Source organism: Thermomonas fusca (genome assembly GCF_005862345.1).
Taxonomy (GTDB): domain Bacteria; phylum Pseudomonadota; class Gammaproteobacteria; order Xanthomonadales; family Xanthomonadaceae; genus Thermomonas; species Thermomonas fusca.
In genome coordinates, this window is sequence record NZ_SROY01000001.1 from 521868 (window position 1) to 540994 (window position 19127).

General features: G+C 68.6%; 19 protein-coding genes. 14 read left to right on the forward strand and 5 right to left on the reverse strand.

The window, feature by feature from the left end; genetic code table 11:
- Positions 1-15: 15 nt before the first annotated feature.
- Together E5S66_RS02375 and acnD are read right to left on the reverse strand one after the other, a co-directional pair.
- The gene (locus tag E5S66_RS02375; RefSeq protein ID WP_138347168.1) at positions 16-1452 is read right to left on the reverse strand and encodes a bifunctional 2-methylcitrate dehydratase/aconitate hydratase; all 1437 of its coding nucleotides are present in this window, start codon (positions 1450-1452) and stop codon (positions 16-18) included.
- A 113-nt stretch (positions 1453-1565) separates the two neighbouring features.
- The gene (gene acnD, locus E5S66_RS02380) at positions 1566-4181 is read right to left on the reverse strand and encodes a Fe/S-dependent 2-methylisocitrate dehydratase AcnD (protein WP_138347169.1); all 2616 of its coding nucleotides are present in this window, start codon (positions 4179-4181) and stop codon (positions 1566-1568) included.
- Between the two features lie 139 nt (positions 4182-4320).
- On the opposite strand from acnD, the gene dusA reads away from it, so the two are divergent.
- The 5 genes from dusA (at position 4321) to E5S66_RS02405 (ending at position 8818) form a co-directional block, all read left to right on the forward strand.
- Positions 4321-5268: a tRNA dihydrouridine(20/20a) synthase DusA gene (gene dusA / locus E5S66_RS02385; RefSeq protein ID WP_246037138.1), complete on the forward strand. Its 948-nt coding sequence runs from the start codon at positions 4321-4323 to the stop codon at positions 5266-5268.
- Positions 5265-6176: an arginine deiminase-related protein gene (locus E5S66_RS02390; RefSeq protein WP_138347173.1), complete on the forward strand. Its 912-nt coding sequence runs from the start codon at positions 5265-5267 to the stop codon at positions 6174-6176. Before dusA ends, E5S66_RS02390 begins: the two co-directional genes overlap by 4 nt.
- 115 nt (positions 6177-6291) lie before the next feature.
- On the forward strand, positions 6292-6633 hold the full coding sequence (locus E5S66_RS02395; protein ID WP_138347175.1) for a PepSY domain-containing protein: 342 nt from the start codon (positions 6292-6294) through the stop codon (positions 6631-6633).
- Positions 6634-6666: 33 nt separating this feature from the next.
- Positions 6667-7350, forward strand: a complete 684-nt coding sequence (locus E5S66_RS02400) for a response regulator transcription factor (RefSeq protein ID WP_028839094.1) — start codon at positions 6667-6669, stop codon at positions 7348-7350.
- A gap of 22 nt (positions 7351-7372) precedes the next feature.
- The gene (locus E5S66_RS02405; RefSeq protein WP_138347177.1) at positions 7373-8818 is read left to right on the forward strand and encodes an ATP-binding protein; all 1446 of its coding nucleotides are present in this window, start codon (positions 7373-7375) and stop codon (positions 8816-8818) included.
- Positions 8819-8836: 18 nt separating this feature from the next.
- On the opposite strand, the gene E5S66_RS02410 is transcribed toward E5S66_RS02405, so the two are convergent.
- Positions 8837-9733, reverse strand: a complete 897-nt coding sequence (locus E5S66_RS02410; RefSeq protein ID WP_138347179.1) for a phosphoribosylaminoimidazolesuccinocarboxamide synthase — start codon at positions 9731-9733, stop codon at positions 8837-8839.
- A gap of 70 nt (positions 9734-9803) precedes the next feature.
- Here E5S66_RS02410 and E5S66_RS02415 point away from each other — a divergent pair, with 70 nt between their 5' ends.
- The 8 genes from E5S66_RS02415 (at position 9804) to E5S66_RS02450 (ending at position 16905) form a co-directional block, all read left to right on the forward strand.
- A complete protein-coding gene (locus E5S66_RS02415; RefSeq protein ID WP_138347181.1) occupies positions 9804-10193 on the forward strand; it encodes a J domain-containing protein in 390 nt (129 codons plus the stop codon).
- Positions 10190-10885, forward strand: coding sequence for a ribulose-phosphate 3-epimerase (gene rpe / locus E5S66_RS02420; RefSeq protein WP_138347183.1), 696 nt, complete (start codon positions 10190-10192; stop codon positions 10883-10885). The genes E5S66_RS02415 and rpe overlap by 4 nt, the downstream gene beginning before the upstream one ends.
- A gap of 113 nt (positions 10886-10998) precedes the next feature.
- A complete protein-coding gene (locus E5S66_RS02425) occupies positions 10999-11844 on the forward strand; it encodes a COG4705 family protein (RefSeq protein WP_246037106.1) in 846 nt (281 codons plus the stop codon).
- Positions 11845-12250: 406 nt separating this feature from the next.
- Complete coding sequence (trpE, locus tag E5S66_RS02430) at positions 12251-13726, forward strand: anthranilate synthase component I (protein WP_138347185.1); 1476 nt, start codon at positions 12251-12253, stop codon at positions 13724-13726.
- A 1-nt stretch (position 13727) separates the two neighbouring features.
- Positions 13728-14306: an anthranilate synthase component II gene (locus tag E5S66_RS02435; RefSeq protein WP_138347187.1), complete on the forward strand. Its 579-nt coding sequence runs from the start codon at positions 13728-13730 to the stop codon at positions 14304-14306.
- Between the two features lie 2 nt (positions 14307-14308).
- Entirely contained in the window at positions 14309-15346 is a 1038-nt protein-coding gene (trpD, locus tag E5S66_RS02440; RefSeq protein ID WP_138347189.1) for an anthranilate phosphoribosyltransferase, read from the forward strand.
- 36 nt (positions 15347-15382) lie between these two features.
- Positions 15383-16186, forward strand: coding sequence for an indole-3-glycerol phosphate synthase TrpC (gene trpC / locus E5S66_RS02445; RefSeq protein ID WP_138347190.1), 804 nt, complete (start codon positions 15383-15385; stop codon positions 16184-16186).
- The gene (locus tag E5S66_RS02450) at positions 16183-16905 is read left to right on the forward strand and encodes a haloacid dehalogenase-like hydrolase (protein ID WP_138347192.1); all 723 of its coding nucleotides are present in this window, start codon (positions 16183-16185) and stop codon (positions 16903-16905) included. The genes trpC and E5S66_RS02450 overlap by 4 nt, the downstream gene beginning before the upstream one ends.
- A 15-nt stretch (positions 16906-16920) precedes the next feature.
- On the opposite strand, the gene E5S66_RS02455 is transcribed toward E5S66_RS02450, so the two are convergent.
- Entirely contained in the window at positions 16921-17391 is a 471-nt protein-coding gene (locus tag E5S66_RS02455) for a GNAT family N-acetyltransferase (protein ID WP_051246845.1), read from the reverse strand.
- Between the two features lie 31 nt (positions 17392-17422).
- A complete protein-coding gene (crp, locus tag E5S66_RS02460; protein ID WP_246037107.1) occupies positions 17423-18103 on the reverse strand; it encodes a cAMP-activated global transcriptional regulator CRP in 681 nt (226 codons plus the stop codon).
- A gap of 183 nt (positions 18104-18286) precedes the next feature.
- Here crp and speD point away from each other — a divergent pair, with 183 nt between their 5' ends.
- Complete coding sequence (speD, locus tag E5S66_RS02465; protein WP_138347809.1) at positions 18287-19078, forward strand: adenosylmethionine decarboxylase; 792 nt, start codon at positions 18287-18289, stop codon at positions 19076-19078.
- Positions 19079-19127 lie beyond the last annotated feature (49 nt).

Sequence of the window (19127 nt, forward strand, 5' to 3'; positions counted from 1 at the left end):
GGCGCCGGTGCGAATTCAGCCCGCCAGCAGGTCCATGAACTCGCGCACCGGCATGGCTTCCAGCCGCGCCTGGTCCAGCGCCACGTCGAGGATGCGCTGCTGGCGCGCGGCATCGAAGCGCCGCGCCAGGTTGCGGCGGAACTTCTGCTCCAGCAGCGGCAGGCCTTCATCGCGGCGGCGCGGATGGCCGATGGGGTATTCCACCAGCACCTCGTCCAGCGCGCTGCCGTCCCTGAAATGCACGGTCAGGCCGTTGGCAATGCTGCGCTTGTCCGGATCGTGGTAGTCGGCGGTGAACTGCGGTTCCTCGACGCAGCGGATGCGCGCGCGCAGCGCGTCGATGCGCGGGTCGGCGGCGATGGCGTCGTCGTAGTCTTCGGCGGTCAGGCGGCCGAACAGCAGCGGCACCGCCACCATGTACTGGATGCAGTGGTCGCGGTCGGCGGGGTTATCCAGCGGGCCGTCCTTGTCGATGATGCGCATGCACGCGGCCTGGGTGCGGATGACGATTTTCTCGATGTCGTCGATGCTGCGGCCGAGTTCGCGCAGCCGCTGATGCAGCGTCATCGCCGCCTCCACCGCGCTCTGTGCATGGAACTCGGCCGGGTAGCTGATCTTGAACAGCACGTTCTCGATCACGTGGTTGCCGTACTCGCGCTCGAAGCGGAACTCGCGCCCCTGGAAGCTCACGTCGTAGAAGCCCCACGCCGGTGCGGTCAGCGCGGCGGGATAGCCCATCTCGCCGGTCTGCGCGATCAGCGCCAGCCGCACCGCGCGCGAACAGGCGTCGCCGGCGGCCCAGCTCTTGCGCGAGCCGGTGTTGGGCGCGTGCCGGTAAGTGCGCAGGCTCTGGCCGTCCACGAACACCTGCGACAGCGCCGCCAGCGCCTGTTCGCGGCTGAGCCCGAGCAGCGCCGACACCACCGCGGTGGAGGCCAGCTTCACCAGCGCGACGTGGTCCAGCCCGACCTGGTTGAACGAATTCTTCAGCGCCATCACGCCCTGGATCTCGTGCGCCTTGATCGCGCAGGCCAGCACTTCGCGCATGCTCAGCGCCGCGCCGGCGCGGCTGCGCCAGTCGGCCACCGCGAGGATGGCACCGAGGTTGTCGGACGGGTGGCCCCATTCGGCGGCCAGCCAGGTGTCGTTGAAGTCCAGCCAGCGGATCGTCGCGCCGATGTCGAACGCGGCCTTGACGGGGTCCAGTTGCAAGCCGGTGCCGGGCACGCGCGCGCCGTTTTCCAGCGTGGCGCCGGGCACCACCGGTCCGAGCAGCTTGGTGCAGGCGGAGTGCTCCAGCGCTTCCAGCGCGCAGCCCAGCGAATCGATCAGCACCAGCCGCGCACTCCGCCACGCCAGCGCGGAGGTGGGTTGGAAATCGCGGACGTAGTCGACGATGTCGACCAGCACGTCGTCCCAATCGGCCCTGGCAGACAGCACAGGCGAGGACATGGATGCACTCCCGTATCAATCAGTACCGTAATGGTACTCTTTCACGGGCAGTCGCGGCGACACATGCCCATTGCAAGGGCATGTGGCTTGGTCAGGCGCGCGCGGCCGGGGGTTCAGCCGGCGCTGTTGGCGGCGATGAAATCCTGCGCGAATCGCTGCAGCACGCCGCCGGCGGCGTAGATGTGCACGTCCTCGTCGGAATCCAGCCGGCAGGTGACCGGCACTTCGACGGTTTTGCCATCGCGGCGATGGATGCGCAGCGTCAGGATGGCGCCGGGCGCGGGCGTGCCGAAAACGTCGAAGGTCTCGCTGCCGTCGATGGCCAGCATCAGGCGGGTGGTGCCGGGCTGGAACTGCAGCGGCAGCACGCCCATGCCGACCAGGTTGGTGCGATGGATGCGCTCGAAGCCCTCGGCCACGATCGCCTCCACGCCGGCCAGGCGCACGCCCTTGGCCGCCCAGTCGCGCGAGCTGCCCTGGCCGTAATCCGCGCCGGCGATGATGATCAGCGGCTGGCGGCGCTGCATGTAGGTTTCGATCGCCTCCCACATCCGCACCACCTTGCCGTCCGGCTCGATCCGCGCCAGCGAACCCTGGCGCACGCTGCCGTCCTGGTTGCGCACCATCTCGTTGAGCAGCTTGGGATTGGCGAAGGTCGCGCGCTGCGCGGTCAGGTGGTCGCCGCGATGGGTGGCGTAGGAATTGAAGTCCTCTTCCGGCAGGCCCATCTTCGCCAGGTATTCGCCGGCGGCGCTGGAGCCCAGGATCGCGTTGGACGGCGACAGGTGGTCGGTGGTGATGTTGTCGCCCAGCACCGCCAGCGCGCGCATGCCGTGCATGGTGCGCTCGCCCGCCAGCGCGCCTTCCCAATACGGAGGGCAGCGGATGTAGGTGCTCTGCGGGCGCCAGTCGTACAGCGGCTTGGCTTGCTGGCCGCGCGCGCGCGGCGCGAACATCGGCTCGTACACCCTGCGGAACTGCTCCGGCTTGACGCTGGCTTTCACCACCGCGTCGATCTCGGCGTCGGACGGCCAGATGTCCTTGAGCCGCACTTCATTGCCGTCGCGATCGATCCCAAGCACGTCCTTCTCGATGTCGAAGCGCACCGTGCCGGCAATCGCGTAGGCGATCACCAGCGGCGGCGAGGCGAGGAACGCCTGCTTCGCATACGGATGGATGCGGCCGTCGAAATTGCGGTTGCCGGACAGCACCGCGGTCACGTACAGGTCGCGCTCGATCACTTCCTTCTGGATGGCCGGGTCCAGCGCGCCGCTCATGCCGTTGCAGGTAGTGCAGGCGAAGCCGACGATGCCGAAGCCCAGCTGTTCCAGCTCCGGCAGCAGCTTGGCGTCTTCCAGATACAGCTGTACCGCCTTCGAGCCGGGCGCCAGCGAGCTCTTCACCCACGGCTTGCGGGCCAGCCCGCGCGCGTTGGCGTTGCGCGCCAGCAGCGCGGCGGCGATCACGTTGCGCGGGTTGGAGGTGTTGGTGCAGCTGGTGATGGCGGCGATGATCACCGCGCCGTCGGGAATCAGGCCTTGCGCTTCCTCGTCGCGAGCGGCGTCGAGCTTGGTTTCATCGGCGATGCCACGCTCTGCCAGCGCCGTCACCGGCAGCCGGCGGTGGGGGTTGCTCGGCCCCGCCAACGTGCGGGTCACGCTGGACAGGTCGAAATGCAGGGTGCGCTCGTAGCGCGCGTGCAGCAGGTCGTCGGCCCAGAAGCCGGCGGTCTTCGCATAGGTTTCCACCAGCGCCACCTGCGCATCGTCGCGACCGGTCAGGCGCAGGTAGTCCAGGGTGTTGTCGTCGATGAAGAACATCGCCGCGGTGGCGCCATACTCCGGCGCCATGTTGGAAATCGTGGCACGGTCGCCGATGGTCAGCGCGGATGCGCCTTCGCCGCGGAACTCCAGATACGCACCGACCACCTTCTGCTGGCGCAGGAATTCGGTCAGCGCCAGCACCACGTCGGTGGCGGTGATGCCGGGGCCGGGCCGGCCGGCGAGTTCCACCGCCACGATGTCGGGCAGGCGCATCATCGACGCGCGGCCCAGCATCACGCTCTCCGCTTCCAAGCCGCCGACGCCGACGGCAATCACGCCCAGCGCGTCCACGTGCGGGGTATGCGAATCGGTGCCGACGCAGGTATCGGGGAAGGCCACGCCGTCGCGGGTGTAGATCACCGGCGACATCTTCTCCAGATTGATCTGATGCATGATCCCGTTGCCCGCCGGGATCACGTCGACGTTGTCGAAGGCCAAGCGGCACCACTCGATGAAGTCGAAACGGTCGGCGTTGCGGCGATCCTCGATGGCGCGGTTTTTCGCGAACGCCTGCGGGTCGAAGCCCGGCGCCTCCACCGCCAGCGAGTGGTCGACGATCAGCTGCACCGGCACCACCGGGTTGACCTGCGCCGGATCGCCGCCGGCAGCGGCGATGGCTTCGCGCAGGCCGGCCAGGTCGACCAGCGCGGTCTGGCCAAGGATGTCGTGGCAGACCACGCGTGCCGGGAACCACGGGAAGTCGAGGTCGCGGCGGCGTTCGACCAGCTGCAGCAGGTAGTCGTTGATGCGGGTCGGCTCCGCCTTGCGCACGATGTTCTCGGCGTGCACCCGCGCGGTGTACGGCAGCTCCGCCCAGGCGCCCGGTTTCAGCGCTTCCACCGCCTCCCGCGCATCGAAATAATCCAGCGCGGTGCCGGGCAGGTATTTGCGGTAGCTGGTGTTCATCATGGTGGGCAGGCAGTGCTCGAACGGACCGCCTATTCTCGCGCATCGCGGCGGGGCTTGCCCCGGCCTCCGTACAATGCGCCGCGTGAACGCCTCTCCCGCCATTCCCGCCGACCAGCTGCGCCTGTCCGTCGCCCCGATGATGGATTGGACGGATTCGCACTGCCGCGTGTTCCACCGGCTGCTGGCGCCAAGCGCACGGCTGTATTCGGAAATGGTGCATGCCAACGCGGTGGTGCTGGGCGACCGCGCGCGGCTGCTGGCGATGGACCCCTGCGAGCACCCGGTGGCGCTGCAGCTGGGCGGCAGTGAGCCGGCGCTGCTGGCGCAGGCGGCGCGGATCGGCGCCGACTGGGGCTATGACGAGATCAACCTCAACTGCGGCTGCCCGTCCGACCGCGTGCAGGCCGGGCGGTTTGGTGCGTGCCTGATGCGCGAGCCGGCGCTGGTGGCGGACAGCGTGGCGGCGATGATCGCCGCGGCGCCGGGCGTGCCGGTGACGGTGAAGTGCCGGCTGGGCGTGGACGACGACCACGAGTGGGAGCGTTTCATCGACTTCATCGACACCATTGCCGAAGCTGGCTGCCGGATGTTCGTGGTGCATGCGCGCAATGCCTGGCTGAAGGGGCTTTCGCCGAAGGAAAACCGCGAGGTGCCGCCGCTGCGCTATGACTGGGCTTACCGGCTCAAGCGCGAACGCCCGCAGCTGCAGGTGGTGGTCAACGGCGGCATCGCCGATGCCGACGAGGCCACCGCGCATCTGCAGCATCTCGAGGGCGCGATGCTCGGCCGCGCCGCCTACCACACGCCCTACCTGCTGCATCAGCTCGACGCGCGCTGGTCCGGCGCCGTGCTGCGCAGCCGCGCCGAACTGCTGCGCGAGTATCGTCCCTACGTCGAGGCGCAACTCCACAAGGGCGTGTTCCTCAAGCACATCACCCGCCACCTGCTGGGCCTGTTTGCCGGTCAGCACGGCGGCCGCGCGTTCCGGCAAATCCTCAGCGAAGGCGCGCACCGGCCCGGCGCCGACTGGGCGCTGCTGGAACAGGCCTTGTCATTGACCGAACGGGAACCCCTGCCGACATGATCACCCGCGATACCGATGCGTTCTTCGCACTTGCCCGCGCCACCGCCGCCGACTTCGGTCCGGCCACCGCGCGCGCCGCCTTCCTGGTTGCGCCGGACGGCTTCCGCCTCGCCGAACAATCGGCGCGCGACAACGCCTACATGGCCGACGCCGCGGCCTTCGACGCCGCCCGCGCCTCGGCCCAGCACCGCGACCTGCAGCGCGCGGTGTCGGCGGTGCTGCCGACGGTCTGCTTCGCCGGCAGCCCCGACACCCCCGACGCGCTGTTCCCCAACAACGTGTTCGGCACCGCCGCCGGCCGCAGCATCATCGGCCGCATGCGCCACGAAGTGCGCCAGTGCGAAGCCGCACGCAGCGACATCCGCGCGTTTTTTCGCGACGTGCTGGGTCGGCAGGAAGTCGACCTTTCCACCCAGCCGCATCCCTGCGAGCTGACCGGCGCGCTGGTGATCGACCGCGCCCGCGGGCTGGGCTTCTGCGGCCTGTCCGAGCGCTGCGACGAAGCCGGAGCGAAGCTGATGCACGAAGCGTTTGGCCTGCGCGGCACCCTGCTGTTCGATCTCGCCGCTGGCGAATACCACACCAACGTGGTGCTGGCGGTGCTGGCCGGGCGCGCCGCGGTGGTCTGCCCGGCCGGCTTCGCCGAACCGTCGGTGGCCGCTGCGATTGCGGATCTGTACGCCCCGCACGCGGTGGTCTGCGATGCCGCCGAACACGCCGCGTTCGTCGCCAACTGCATCGCGCTGTCGGCGGACACGGCATGGATGAGCGCGGCGGCGGGCAGGGCCCTGTCGCCGGCACACCGCGCAACCTTGGCCGAGGCCGGGTTCCGGGTCGAAGCGGTGGAACTGGACGCCATCGAGGCGGCCGGCGGCTCGCTGCGCTGCTGCATCGGCGAGCTGTTCTGAGCCGGGGCAGGCAAGAGGCTGAACGGCGCGCTATCCTGTTCAGGAAACTTCAGGGCCGATTCACCCCCTGCTTCCAAGAATGGCCCCGTACCTGCCATCCAAAGCCAGTCACGCCATGCCCCGCATTCCGACCTTGCTGCCCAACCTGTTCGCCGCCGTCCTGCTGACGGCGTCGTCGCTGGCGATGGCCCAGCAGGCGCAGCAGCCGCCGCGTGATCGGGAACCGGACCGCGAGCCGCAGCCGCAGTCGCAGCCTCGCGTAAGTCTGTCCGATGCGGTGCGCCGGGTCGAGCGCAACACCCGCGGCGAAGTGCTGTCGGCCGAGCGCGTCCAGTTCGATGGCCGCGACATGCACCGGGTCAAGGTGGTGGACGATCAGGGCCGGGTGCGGGTGTTCATGCAGGATCCTGCCCGTCGCGAACGCCCGTCGCCACGGCCGCCGCGCGACGACGAATAAACGGCCTTTCCGACCCATTCCCAAGGAGTGACCATGCGTATCCTGCTCGTCGAAGACGAAGCCCCGCTCCGTGAAACCCTGGCCGCGCGCCTGAAGCGCGAAGGTTATGCCGTGGATGCCGCGCAGGATGGCGAGGAAGGCCTGTACATGGGCCGCGAAGTGCCGTTCGACGTCGGCATCATCGACCTCGGCCTGCCCAAGATGAGCGGCATGGAGCTGATCCGCGCGCTGCGCGACGAAGGCAAGAAATTCCCGATGCTGATCCTGACCGCGCGCTCCAGCTGGCAGGACAAGGTCGATGGGCTCAAGCAGGGCGCCGACGACTATCTGGTCAAGCCTTTCCACGTCGAGGAACTGCTGGCGCGGGTCAACGCGCTGGTGCGCCGCGCCGCCGGCTGGAGCAAGCCCACGCTGGAGTGCGGGCCGGTGGTGCTGGATCTGGCCGCGCAGACGGTCAGTGTCAATGGCAGCAACGTCGATCTGACCAGCTACGAATACAAGGTGCTGGAATACCTGATGATGCACGCCGGCGAGCTGGTGTCGAAGGCCGACCTCACCGAGCACATCTACCAGCAGGATTTCGACCGCGATTCCAACGTGCTGGAAGTCTTCATCGGCCGCCTGCGCAAGAAGCTGGATCCGGACGGCGAACTGAAGCCGATCGAGACCGTGCGCGGCCGCGGCTACCGCTTCGCCATCGCGCGCAGCGGCGAGTGACCGCGGCCCCGCGCGCAGGCGGATGACCCCCGCACCCGTCGAGCCCGGCCCTGCCGCGCCGTCGCGCGTGCGGCGCCTGCGCATCGCCCAGCCGCGCTCGCTGCAGTCGCGGCAGCTGTGGGCGGCCAGCCTCGGCGTGATCGCCTTCCTTGCGCTGGCCGGCTACGCGCTCGACCGCGCTTTCCAGAGCACCGCCCAGAGCGGCATGCGCGAGCGCCTGCACAGCTATGCGCTGGCCTATGCCGGCAGCGACTTCGCCCGCGACGGCAGCGTGATTCCGCCGTGGGACCCGCCCGATTCGCGCTTCAAGCGCCCGGGCAGCGGGCTGTACGCACAGATCGTGTTGGCCGGCGGGCAGTGGGAGTCGGATTCCGCGCAGGGCCCGCGCCTGCCCGACGGTGCGCTGCTGGATCCGGGCCGACAGGTGTTCGAAGGGCCGCTTCCGTTCACCCGCATCAGCGGCGCGCCGGGCGAGGTCTATCGCTACGGCTACGGGCTTGCCTTCAGCGACGAGGCCGGCGAGCGCGAAATCCCCTACACCGTCTACATCCTCGAAGACACCACCGCGCTGGGGCGGCAGGTATCGGCGTTCCGCGCGGCGCTGTGGTGGTATCTGGGCGGCGCCGGCGCGGTCCTGCTGCTGCTGCAGATGCTGGTGCTGCGCTGGAGCCTGCGCCCGCTGCGCGACGTGATCGACGAACTCAAGCGGGTGCAGGCGGGCGCCGCCGCCGGCATGAGCGAGGCGCATCCGCGCGAGCTGGAGCCGTTGACCGACAGCATCAACGCCTTCATCCAGAGCGAGCGCGAGAATCTGGAGCGCCAGCGCAATACCCTGGCCGACCTGGCGCACAGCCTGAAGACGCCGCTGGCGGTGCTGCGCTCGCGGCTGGACGCCGACACCGGCGAAGCCGAGCTGCGCAGCGAGGTGGACGCGCAGCTGCGCCGCATGAGCGATCTGGTGGGCTACCAGCTGGCGCGCGCGGCGCGTTCCGGCCACCAGCTGTTCGCGGCGCCGATCGAGGTCGAGCCGCAGGCCGAGCAGATCGTGGTCGGGCTGGAAAAGGTCTATGCCAGCAAGGGCGTGCTGTGCGAATTCGAGATCGCGCCTGAGGCGCGCTTCCACGGCGAAACCGGCGACCTGCAGGAGCTGCTGGGCAACCTGCTGGAGAACGCCTTCAAGTGGGCGAAATCGCGGGTGCTCCTGACCATCGCGGAAGGTCCGCAGGTCGCCGGCCGCCGCGCCGGGCTGCTGATCGCGGTGGAGGACGATGGCCCGGGCATCGCCGACGACCGCATCGCCTACGTCCTGCAGCGCGGCGTGCGCGGCGACGAGCGCGTGCAGGGCCACGGCATCGGCCTGTCGATCGTGCAGGACATCCTCAAGAGCTATCGCGGCCAGCTGCGCGTGGGGCGCTCGCAGGAACTGGGCGGCGCGCGCTTCGAAGCCGAGCTGCCCGGCGGGTTGTAGCCGCCGGGCATCGCCGGATCAGTCGATGCTGATGCCGGCCAGCTTCTGCAGTGCTTCTGCGTACTTGGCGCGGGTTCTGTCGATGACCTCGGCGGGCAGCTTCGGCCCGGGCGCGGCCTTGTTCCAATCCAGCGTCTCCAGATAGTCGCGCACGAACTGCTTGTCGTAGCTGGGCGGGCTGGTGCCCATGGCATAGCCGTCGGCCGGCCAGTAGCGGCTGGAATCCGGGGTCAGCATTTCGTCCATCACGTACAGCTTGCCGTCCTCGTCGGTGCCGAACTCGAACTTGGTGTCGGCCAGGATGATCCCGCGCTGCGCGGCGTAGTCGCGCGCGAACGCATAGATCGCGAGGGTGGCGTCGCGCACCGCCTCGGCCTGTTCGCGGCCGACCAGATTGACCGCGGCGGCGAAATCGATGTTCTCGTCGTGGTCGCCCACCGCTGCCTTGGTGGACGGGGTGAAGATCGGCTCGGCCAGCTGCTGCGCCTGCTGCAGCCCCGCGGGCAGGGCGATGCCGCTGATGGCGCCATGGAGCTGGTAGTCCTTCCAGCCGCTGCCGATGATGTAGCCGCGGGCGATGCATTCCACCGGCACCGGCTTGAGCTTTTTCGTCACCACCGCGCGCTTGGCGTACAGCGCCGCGTCCACGCCCGCTGGCAGCACCGAGGCGACGTCGATCCCGGTCAGGTGGTTGGCGATGATGTGCCGGGTCTTGTCGAACCAGAAATTGCTGATCTGGCAGAGCATCTCGCCCTTGCCGGGGATCGGGTCGGGCAGCACCACGTCGAACGCGCTCAGGCGGTCGCTGGCGACCATCAGCAGATGGCCGTCGCCGAGGTCGAACACGTCGCGGACCTTGCCGCGGTGGATCAGGTTCAGGCCGGGCAGGTCGGACTGGAGCAGGGTGGTGGCCATGGGGATGTGGGCTGCGGTGGGGTGCCTAGTTTAAGGCCGGCGCCGCCCCGCGGCCCTGTAAACTGCGCGGATGCGACGCTGGTACGGACAATTCCTGGGCTTCATCGCCGGCTGGCTGCTGCTGCGCCACCCGGTGGGCGGCCTGCTGGGCCTGCTGGTGGGTTACGCCTTCGACCATGACTGGTTCACGCCGCCGCGGCGCGCGGAAAAGCGCCGGCCGCGCCAGGAGCAGCCGGCCGACAGCACTGGCAACGCCGATGTGGACTGGGCCTACCGGGTGTTCGAGCTGCCGGCTACCGCCAGCGACGCCGAGCTCGACCGCGCCTACCGCCGGCTGATGAGCCAATACCACCCGGACCGCGTGGCCGGCGCCGCCCCCGACCTGCAGAAGCTCGCCGAAACCAAGTCGCGCGAGATCAACGCCGCCTACGACCGCATCCAGAAGCTGAGAAAGCAATGAGCACGCAACCGACCCGGTTCCAAGAAACGGTGATCGCCCCGTCCATCCTCTCCGCCAACTTCGCCAGGCTGGGCGAGGAAGTGGACAACGTGCTGGCCGCCGGCGCCGATTGGGTGCACTTCGACGTGATGGACAACCATTACGTGCCCAACCTGACCATCGGCCCGCTGGTCTGCGAGGCGCTGCGCAAGCACGGCGTGACCGCGCCGATCGACGTGCACCTGATGGTGGAGCCGGTGGACGGCCTGATCCCGATGTTCGCTGACGCCGGCGCCTCGCATATCAGCTTCCACCCCGAGGCCAGCAAGCATGTCCACCGCAGCGTGCAGCTGATCAAGTCTAAGGGCTGCCAGGCCGGCCTGGTGTTCAACCCGGCCAGCTCGCTGGACGTGCTGGATACGATGCTGGACGAGATCGACTACGTGCTGCTGATGTCGGTGAACCCCGGCTTCGGCGGGCAGTCGTTCATCCCGTCCGCGCTCAAGCAGCTGCGCAAGGTGCGCGCGATGATCGACGCCAGCGGCCGGCCGATCCGGTTGGAAATCGACGGCGGGGTGAAGCCGGACAACATCGGCGAGATCGCGAAGGCGGGCGCCGACACCTTCGTCGCCGGCAGCGCGATCTTCGGCAAGCCGGATTACGCGGCCGTCATTGCGCAGATGAAGCAGGCGGTTTCAGCAGGGCGAGGCTAACGCCACAGTCCCGCACCTCCGTGCGACCACCGCTGACGTGACAGGCGCGCGGCGCGCGGGTTAACGCGGGGCTGAGATTCAACTGAGCAGCGCTTACTGTCTGAGACGCAGGCTTGGCCGATGCCCGTGTCGATGTCGAGAACCCCGCAATGAGCGCGTCGACGACCACCCCGGGCCGTGCCGGGCCTGCCACGACGCTGGCCAAAGTGCCGGCGGTAACGCTGGGGTTCTGGATCACCAAGATCGCAGCGACCACGCTGGGCGAGACCGGCGGCGATGCGGTAACGATGTCCTGGTTGGGCGAGACCACCGCGCTGGGGAACGGCATGGGGTATCTGATCGGCACCGCCATTTTTTCGCTGATCTTCGCCCTCGCGGTATGGTCGCAGGTTCGCGCCACGCGTTTCCGGCCAGCACTGTACTGGTTCGCCATGATCGCCAGTACCACCGTCGGCACTACCTTGGCCGACTACGTGACGCGCTCCCTGGGCATCGGCTACGCCGGCGGCTCCAGCCTGCTGTTGCTGATGGTGCTGGGTGTGCTGTGGTGGTGGAAGCGCACGCTTGGCACGGTGGCGGTCGACAGCGTCGGTGATCCGGCCTCGGAAGGCTTCTACTGGCTGGCCATCATGTGTTCGCAGACGCTGGGAACGGCACTGGGCGACTGGGTGGCGGACACCGCCGGGCTGGGCTATACCGTCGCGATGGCGATCTTCGGCGGCGCGCTGGCGCTGGTCGCACTGCTGCATTTCCGCACGCGCATGTCGCCCACGCTGTTGTTCTGGGCCGCCTTCATCCTGACCCGGCCGCTCGGCGCAGTGGTTGGCGATTTCCTCGACAAGCCGGTGGCCAGCGGTGGACTGGCACTGAGCCGAGTGGTCGCCTCGCTCATCCTGCTGGTGTTCATCGCTGGATGCGTGCTGTTTCTGCCGCAGCGAGCGGCGGCCAGGATGCACTGAGCGCTGGCTGGCATGGCTGCTGCGTCCCGGCGGGAGGCTGCGCCGTCTTCGCAAGCGCGGCTGCGATGGCGGCCAGAGAGTGGTTGCCGCGCGTTGAGCCCGGCGCGGCACGGGCGAAGCCTGGTGTTTTGTCGCCGCCTTGAAACCGGGTGGAACGGCCGCTGTCGCGTCTGCGGCAGCGGCGGAATGATTGGGCGTCCTGCCCTTCCGTCATCCCTGCGATGGCCTCCAATGCTGCCCATCCGCGGTGACAGGGGCATGACAGAACCTCGTTTGCATGGCGCGCCGGATTGCGGCTAAAGTTGCCCGATGAACCGGGCGAACCCGTCTTTCGAGCACAGCTGGCGATGGTGGCGTGGCAATGCCGCCCCGTTCGCCTGCACGCATTTTTCGAAGGACGTCCTCCGTGACCACGCACGCCCAGTTCAGCCAGTACGCATCTGACGGCTACACCCTTGTCCCGGTGGTGCGCGAGGTGCTGTCCGACCTCGACACCCCGCTGTCCGTCTACCTGAAGCTGGCCGACGGCCCCCATACCTACCTGTTCGAATCGGTGGAGGGCGGCGAGCGCTTCGGCCGCTATTCGATCATCGGCCTGCCCGCGCGCCGGGTCTACGAGTTCCGCGGCCACCAGTTGGCGGTTCGCGAACATGGCGAAGTGGTCGAAACCCGCACCGTTGCCGACCCGCTGGCGGAAGTCGAACGTTTGCGCGCCATGCACAAGGTGCCCGAGATCGCCGGCCTGCCCGGCTTCACCGGCGGGCTGGTGGGCTGGTTCGGCTTCGAGTGCATCGAATACATCGAGCCGCGGCTGGCCGCCAATCCGAAACCGGACGAGCTGGGCACGCCCGACATCCTGCTGATGCTCAGCGACGAGCTGGCGGTGTTCGACAGCCTCAAAGGCCGGCTGTACCTGATCGTCCATGCCGACCCGCGCCAGCCGCAGGCGTGGGCACGCGCCAACCGCAGGCTGGACGCGCTGACGCACCGGCTGCGCCACGGCGGCGCGCCGTACCCGGAAACCCTGCAGCCGGCCGCGCTGGACGAGGCCGACTTCGTCAGCGGCTTCACTCGCGAGGGCTTCATCGCGGCGGTTACGCAGGTGCAGGACTACATCCGCGCCGGCGACGCCTTCCAGGTGGTGCTGAGCCAGCGCATGAGCGTGCCGTTCCACGCCCGACCAGTGGATGTCTACCGCGCGCTGCGCGCTTTGAATCCTTCGCCGTACATGTATTTCCTCGATGTCGGCGGCACCCAGGTGGTGGGCTCGTCGCCGGAAATTTTGGTGCGCCAGCAGCAGGGCAAGGTGACGGTGCGCCCCATTGCCGGCACCCGCCCGCGTGGCGCCACCCCGGAGCAGGACCAGGCGCTGGAAGCCGAACTGCTGGCTGACCCGAAGGAGCGCGCCGAACACCTGATGCTGATCGACCTGGGCCGCAACGACGTCGGCCACGTCGCGCAGGCCGGCAGCGTGGAGGTCGGCGAGCGTTTCGTGATCGAGCGCTACAGCCACGTCATGCACATCGTCAGCGAAGTGACCGGTCGCCTGCAGGAGGGGCTGAGTTACGCCGACGTGCTGCGCGCCACCTTCCCCGCCGGCACCGTGTCCGGCGCGCCCAAGATCCGCGCGCTGGAAATCATCCGCGAACTGGAGCCGGTCAAGCGCAACGTCTATGCCGGCGCGATCGGCTACATCGGCTGGCACGGCGATGCCGACACCGCCATCGCCATCCGCACCGCGGTGATCCAGGACGGCCGCCTGCACGTGCAGGCCGGCGCCGGCATCGTGTTCGATTCCGACCCGCAGAAGGAATGGGACGAAACCATGAACAAGGGACGCGCGCTGTTCCGCGCGGTGGCGCAGGCGGCGAAGGGGCTCTGACATGCTGCTGATGATCGACAACTACGACAGTTTCACCTTCAATCTCGTGCAGTACCTGCAGGAGCTGGGCGCGGAGGTGCGGGTGGAGCGCAACGACGCGCTCAGCGTGGCGCAGATCGAGGCGCTTGCGCCCGAGCGGATCGTGATTTCGCCGGGGCCGTGCACGCCGAACGAGGCCGGTGTTTCGCTGGAGGTGCTGCGCGAACTGGGCCCGCGCATCCCGGTGTTCGGCGTGTGCCTGGGCTACCAGGCGCTGGGGCAGGTGTACGGCGGCAAGGTGGTGCGCGCGGGGCGGATCATGCATGGCAAGACCTCGCCCATCCACCATCAAGGAAAAGGCGTGTTCACCGGCCTGCCGACGCCGTTCGAGGCCACCCGCTACCACTCGCTGGTGGTGGAAAAAAACAGCGTGCCGGATTGCCTGGAAGTGACTGCCTGGACCGAGAACGACGACGGCAGCGTGGAAGAGCTGATGGGCCTGCGCCACCGCGAATATCCGGTGGAAGGCGTGCAGTTCCATCCCGAATCCATCCTCACCCAGCACGGCCACGCGTTGCTGAAGAATTTCCTGGAGCGTTGACCATGCCCATTACCGCGCAGGAAGCCCTGCAGCGCACCATCGAGCACCGCGAGATCTTCTTCGACGAAATGGTCGACCTGATGCGCCAGATCATGCGCGGCGAAGTGTCGCCGGCATTGACCTCGGCCATCCTCACCGGGCTGCGGGTGAAGAAGGAAACGGTCGGCGAGATCGCCGGCGCCGCCACCGTGATGCGCGAGTTCGCGCGGCCGGTGGAGGTGGCCGACAAGACCCACCTGGTCGACATCGTCGGCACCGGTGGCGACGGCTCGCACACCTTCAACATCTCCACCTGCGCGATGTTCGTGGTCGCCGCGGCCGGCGCGCGCGTGGCCAAGCACGGCAACCGCAGCGTGTCGTCGAAGTCCGGCAGCGCCGATGCGCTGGAGGCGCTGGGCGCGGTCATCGAGCTGCAGCCGGCGCAGGTGGCGCGCGCGATCGAGGAGGTCGGCATCGGCTTCATGTTCGCGCCGATCCACCACCCGGCGATGAAGGTGGTGGCGCCGGTGCGCCGCGAGATGGGCGTGCGCACGATCTTCAACATCCTCGGCCCGCTGACCAACCCGGTGGGCGCCACCCGCATCCTGATGGGCGTGTTCCATCCCGACCTGGTCGGCATCCAGGCGCGCGTGCTGCACGAGCTGGGTGCCGAGCGCGCGCTGGTGGTGTGGGGGCGCGACAACATGGACGAGATCTCGCTGGGCGCCGGCACGCTGGTGGGCGAACTGCGCGACGGCAAGGTGCGCGAGTACGAGATCCACCCGGAAGACTTCGGCATCGCCATGTCGGCCAGCCGCAACCTGAAGGTGGCCGACCCGGCCGAATCCATCGCCATGCTGCGCGCGGTGCTGGACAATCAGCCCGGCCCGGCCAACGACATCGTCGCGCTCAACGCCGGCGCGGCGCTGTACGTGGCCGGCGTGGCCGACAGCATCGCCGATGGCCTGGCCCGCGCCCGCGCGGCCATCGCCGACGGCAGCGCGCGCGCGCGCATGCAGCAATACGTCGCCACCAGCCGCGCGCTGGCCGCGGCGGGCTGACGCCCCCGAACCCCCACTTCATCCGGAAGCCCGTACTTGAGCACCATCCTCGACACCATCCTGCGCCGCAAGCACGAAGAAGTGGCCGCCCGCCGCGAACAGGTCTCGCTGTTCGAACTGAAGACCCGCGCCGCGGGCGCGTCGCCGCTGCGCGGCTTTGCCGACGCCGTCGCCGCGAAGATCGCGGCCGGCCGGGCGGCGGTGATCGCCGAGGTGAAGAAGGCCAGTCCGTCGAAGGGCGTGATCCGCGCCGATTTCGATCCGGCCGCGATCGCCCGCAGCTACGAGGCTGGCGGCGCGGCCTGCCTGTCGGTGCTGACCGACGTCGATTTCTTCCAGGGCAGCGACGCCTACCTGCAGCAGGCGCGCGCCGCCTGCACGCTGCCGGTGCTGCGCAAGGACTTCATCGTCGATGCCTGGCAGCTGTACGAGGCGCGCGTGATGGGCGCCGACTGCGTGCTGCTGATCGCCGCCGCGCTGGACGATGCGCAGCTGTCGGAGTTTGCTTTCATCGCCGCCGAGCTGGGCATGGACGTGCTGCTGGAAGTGCATGACCTGGACGAGCTGGAACGCACGCTGCCGGTGCCGGCGCGGCTGCTGGGCATCAACAACCGCAATCTCAAGACGTTCGAGGTGTCGCTGCAGACCACCTTGGATCTCAAGGCGATGGTGCCGGCGGATCGCCTGCTGGTCACCGAGAGCGGCATCCTTGCGCCCACCGACGTGGCGCTGATGCGCGACGCCGGGGTGCACGCCTTCCTGGTCGGCGAGGCGTTCATGCGCCAGCCCGATCCGGGCGTGGCGCTGCGCGGGCTGTTCGATGGCGGGGCGAGCGCATGAGCCAACGCTATCCGCTGCCGCAGGACGATGCGCCGCTGGTGGTATTCGACTTCGACCACACGCTCTACGACGGCGACTCCGGCAGCCACCTGTTCAAGTGGCTGATCGAGCGCGACTGGTGGCGGGTGCTGCTGGCGCTGCTGGTCGCGCCGGTCGCCGGGCCGCTGGTGGCGTGGCTGCCGACGCGCCGCGCCGGCATCTCGGTATTCGTCTGGGTCGGCAGCCTGGGCGTGCGCGACCGCGCCGCGCTGGATGCGCTGATCGACCGTTACGTCGTCACCCACGCCGAGGAGATCAAGGCGCGGCTGCTGCCGCTGGCGCTGGACGTGTTCCACCAGCACCGCGAGCGCGGCGACAACGTGCTGGTCGCCACCGGCGCGCCGCCGGAGTTGGCGCGGGCGATCCTGGCCTTCGTCGCGCACGAGGACGTGCCGGTGATCGGCACCCTGCTGGGGCCGAAGCTGGGCGGCATGGGCGCGCTGCGGCACTGCCACTTCGCGATGAAGATGACCATGATCCGCGCCGCCGGCTACACCCAGCCGGTGGCCCGCGCCTACTCCGACAGCAGCGCCGACCTGCCGCTGCTGCAGGCGGCGGCGAAGCCGGTGGTGGTGAATCCGAAGGCGCGGCGGGTGGCGATGTTCCGGCGCGTGCTGCCGCCCGGAACGCCGATCCTCAACTGGGGTTGCCCCGGCCGCGCCGGTGATGCTCCCGCGTGACCGCGGCGGATGGGTTCAGGCCGAACCCAATGCCTTGACGAAGCGCACCGAGCTGCCGCTGTAGCCGCAGGCCTGGTAGAACGCGTGCGCCTCGGTGCGCTGCGCGCCCGAGGTCAGCTCGATGCGCGCGGCGCCGCCGGCGCGAGCGCGGCGCTCGGCCTCCTTCAGCAGGTGCCGGCCGATGCCCATGCCCTGCGCGCTGGTGGTCACAACCAGCGCGGTGACGCGACAGGTGGTGGTGCCCAGCGGCAGGTAGTACATGAAATCCAGTGCCATCAGCCCGCACACCGCACCGTTGCGGCGCGCCAGCACCAGCGCCTGGCGATCGTTCGCAAGGATCGCGCTGACCCGCTCGGAAGCGTCGGCCAGGTCGCAGGGATAGCCCAGCTCGGCCAGCAGATGGGCAACGTCGTCGGCGTCGGCCGGCACCGCGTTGCGCAGATCCACGTCCAGGGCCTGGTGGCCGGGGGAGAATGCGTGGCTCATGCGCGGACTGCTCCTTGGTTCTAGCGAGGTGCTAGCGGGTGCCGTAGACCACCACGGTCTTGCCGCGGGCGTGCAGCTTGCCGTCGGCCTGCAGTTTCTTCAGCACGCGCCCGGCCATCTCGCGAGAGCAGCCGACCAGCCGCGCCAACTCCTGCCGCGAGACGCGCAGCTGGGTGCCCAGCGGATGGGTCATTGCATCCGGCTCGCGCGCCAGATCGAACAGGGTGCGGTAGATGCGGTCGGTGACGTCGAGGAAGGCCAGGCGGCCGGCCTTGCGGCTGGTATCCAGCAGGCGCTGGCTGATCTGCGCACCGATCGAATACAGCAGCCGGGTGGCATCGTTGGCCTGCGCCACCAGCAGCGACTGCAGGCGCTCGTAGCTGATCTCGGCCAGTTCGCAGGGGGTGCGCGTGCGCAGTGCAACGGCGCGCTGCTGGGTTTCCACGAACAGGCCCATTTCACCGACGAATTCGCCGGCGCCGACATAGCCCAACACCAGCTCGCGGTCATCATCCTCGCGGGTGGTGATGCTCACCGAGCCGGAAATGATGTAGTACAGCGTGCTCGCGGGATCGCCCGGATGGAACACTTCGCTGCGCGCCGGATACTTGCGGCGATGGCAACTGGCGATGAAACGCTCGATCGTCTCGGCGTCGGCGCCCAGTGGGGTGAATGCGCGCGGCATGGCGGGTTTGAGGGCTGGGCTGCTCATTCAGGCGAACTTTCGTGAATGCCCAAGCTTAGGCCGAACCGTGACCACGGGCAAACTATCGGGCGTGCCCGGCGCCCCACGCCCTGCCGGCAGCCTGCCCGCACGGGTGCGCCTGCACGCGCCGTGGCGCGCTTTGCCGCATAATCGCCGGCCTGTCCCCGTTCCCGCTGGATGCCAACCGCCGTGGTCAAACCGCTGCCGCGCCTGAAGCTGCAAGGCTTCAACAACCTCACCAAGTCGCTCAGCTTCAACATTTACGACGTCTGCTATGCGGCGTCGGAAGACGAGCGCAGGCGCTACATCGAGTACATCGACGAGGAATACAACGCCGACCGCCTCACCCAGATCCTCACCGACGTGGCGGAGATCATCGGCGCGAACATCCTCAACATCGCGCGCCAGGACTACGACCCGCAGGGCGCCTCGGTGACGATCCTGATCTCCGAGCAGCCGGTGATCGACAAGGCCGATGCCAAGGGCGTGATCTCCGACGCGGTGGTCGCCCACCTCGACAAGTCGCACATCACCGTGCACACCTACCCGGAAACCCATCCGGACAACGGCATCGCCACCTTCCGCGCCGACATCGACGTGTCGACCTGCGGCGTGATCTCGCCGCTGAAGGCGCTGAACTACCTGATCGAGTCGCTGGAATCCGACATCGTGGTGATGGACTACCGCGTCCGCGGCTTCACCCGCGACGTGAAGGGCCGCAAGCACTTCATCGACCACAAGATCAATTCGATCCAGGACTACCTGGCCAAGAACATCCGTTCGCGCTACGAAATGCTCGACGTGAATGTCTACCAGGAGAACATGTTCCACACCAAGTTGCACCTCAAGGACTTCGACCTCGACCAGTACCTGTTCGAGGAGAAGGCGCGCAACCTGTCGTTCAAGGAGCGGATGAAGATCGAGGCGCGGCTCAAGCGCGAGATCGAGGAGCTCTACCACGGCCGCAATCTGGTCGATTGAGCGGTGACGCAGCGATGAAAAAGCCGGCGCAAGCCGGCTTTTTCGTGGC

Excerpts from the sequence above, each read along its gene's own strand:
- E5S66_RS02395 (WP_138347175.1), top strand. The coding sequence starts at position 6,292 with ATGCCCCGCATTCCGACCTTGCTGCCCAACCTGTTCGCCGCCGTCCTG.
- E5S66_RS02390 (WP_138347173.1), top strand. The coding sequence starts at position 5,265 with ATGATCACCCGCGATACCGATGCGTTCTTCGCACTTGCCCGCGCCACC.
- dusA (WP_246037138.1), top strand. The coding sequence starts at position 4,321 with ATGATGGATTGGACGGATTCGCACTGCCGCGTGTTCCACCGGCTGCTG.
- E5S66_RS02435 (WP_138347187.1), top strand. The coding sequence starts at position 13,728 with ATGCTGCTGATGATCGACAACTACGACAGTTTCACCTTCAATCTCGTG.
- E5S66_RS02455 (WP_051246845.1), bottom strand. The coding sequence starts at position 17,391 with ATGAGCCACGCATTCTCCCCCGGCCACCAGGCCCTGGACGTGGATCTG.
- crp (WP_246037107.1), bottom strand. The coding sequence starts at position 18,103 with ATGAGCAGCCCAGCCCTCAAACCCGCCATGCCGCGCGCATTCACCCCA.
- E5S66_RS02375 (WP_138347168.1), bottom strand. The coding sequence starts at position 1,452 with ATGTCCTCGCCTGTGCTGTCTGCCAGGGCCGATTGGGACGACGTGCTG.
- acnD (WP_138347169.1), bottom strand. The coding sequence starts at position 4,181 with ATGAACACCAGCTACCGCAAATACCTGCCCGGCACCGCGCTGGATTAT.
- E5S66_RS02415 (WP_138347181.1), top strand. The coding sequence starts at position 9,804 with ATGCGACGCTGGTACGGACAATTCCTGGGCTTCATCGCCGGCTGGCTG.
- E5S66_RS02405 (WP_138347177.1), top strand. The coding sequence starts at position 7,373 with ATGACCCCCGCACCCGTCGAGCCCGGCCCTGCCGCGCCGTCGCGCGTG.
- trpD (WP_138347189.1), top strand. The coding sequence starts at position 14,309 with ATGCCCATTACCGCGCAGGAAGCCCTGCAGCGCACCATCGAGCACCGC.
- rpe (WP_138347183.1), top strand. The coding sequence starts at position 10,190 with ATGAGCACGCAACCGACCCGGTTCCAAGAAACGGTGATCGCCCCGTCC.
- E5S66_RS02410 (WP_138347179.1), bottom strand. The coding sequence starts at position 9,733 with ATGGCCACCACCCTGCTCCAGTCCGACCTGCCCGGCCTGAACCTGATC.
- E5S66_RS02400 (WP_028839094.1), top strand. The coding sequence starts at position 6,667 with ATGCGTATCCTGCTCGTCGAAGACGAAGCCCCGCTCCGTGAAACCCTG.
- E5S66_RS02450 (WP_138347192.1), top strand. The coding sequence starts at position 16,183 with ATGAGCCAACGCTATCCGCTGCCGCAGGACGATGCGCCGCTGGTGGTA.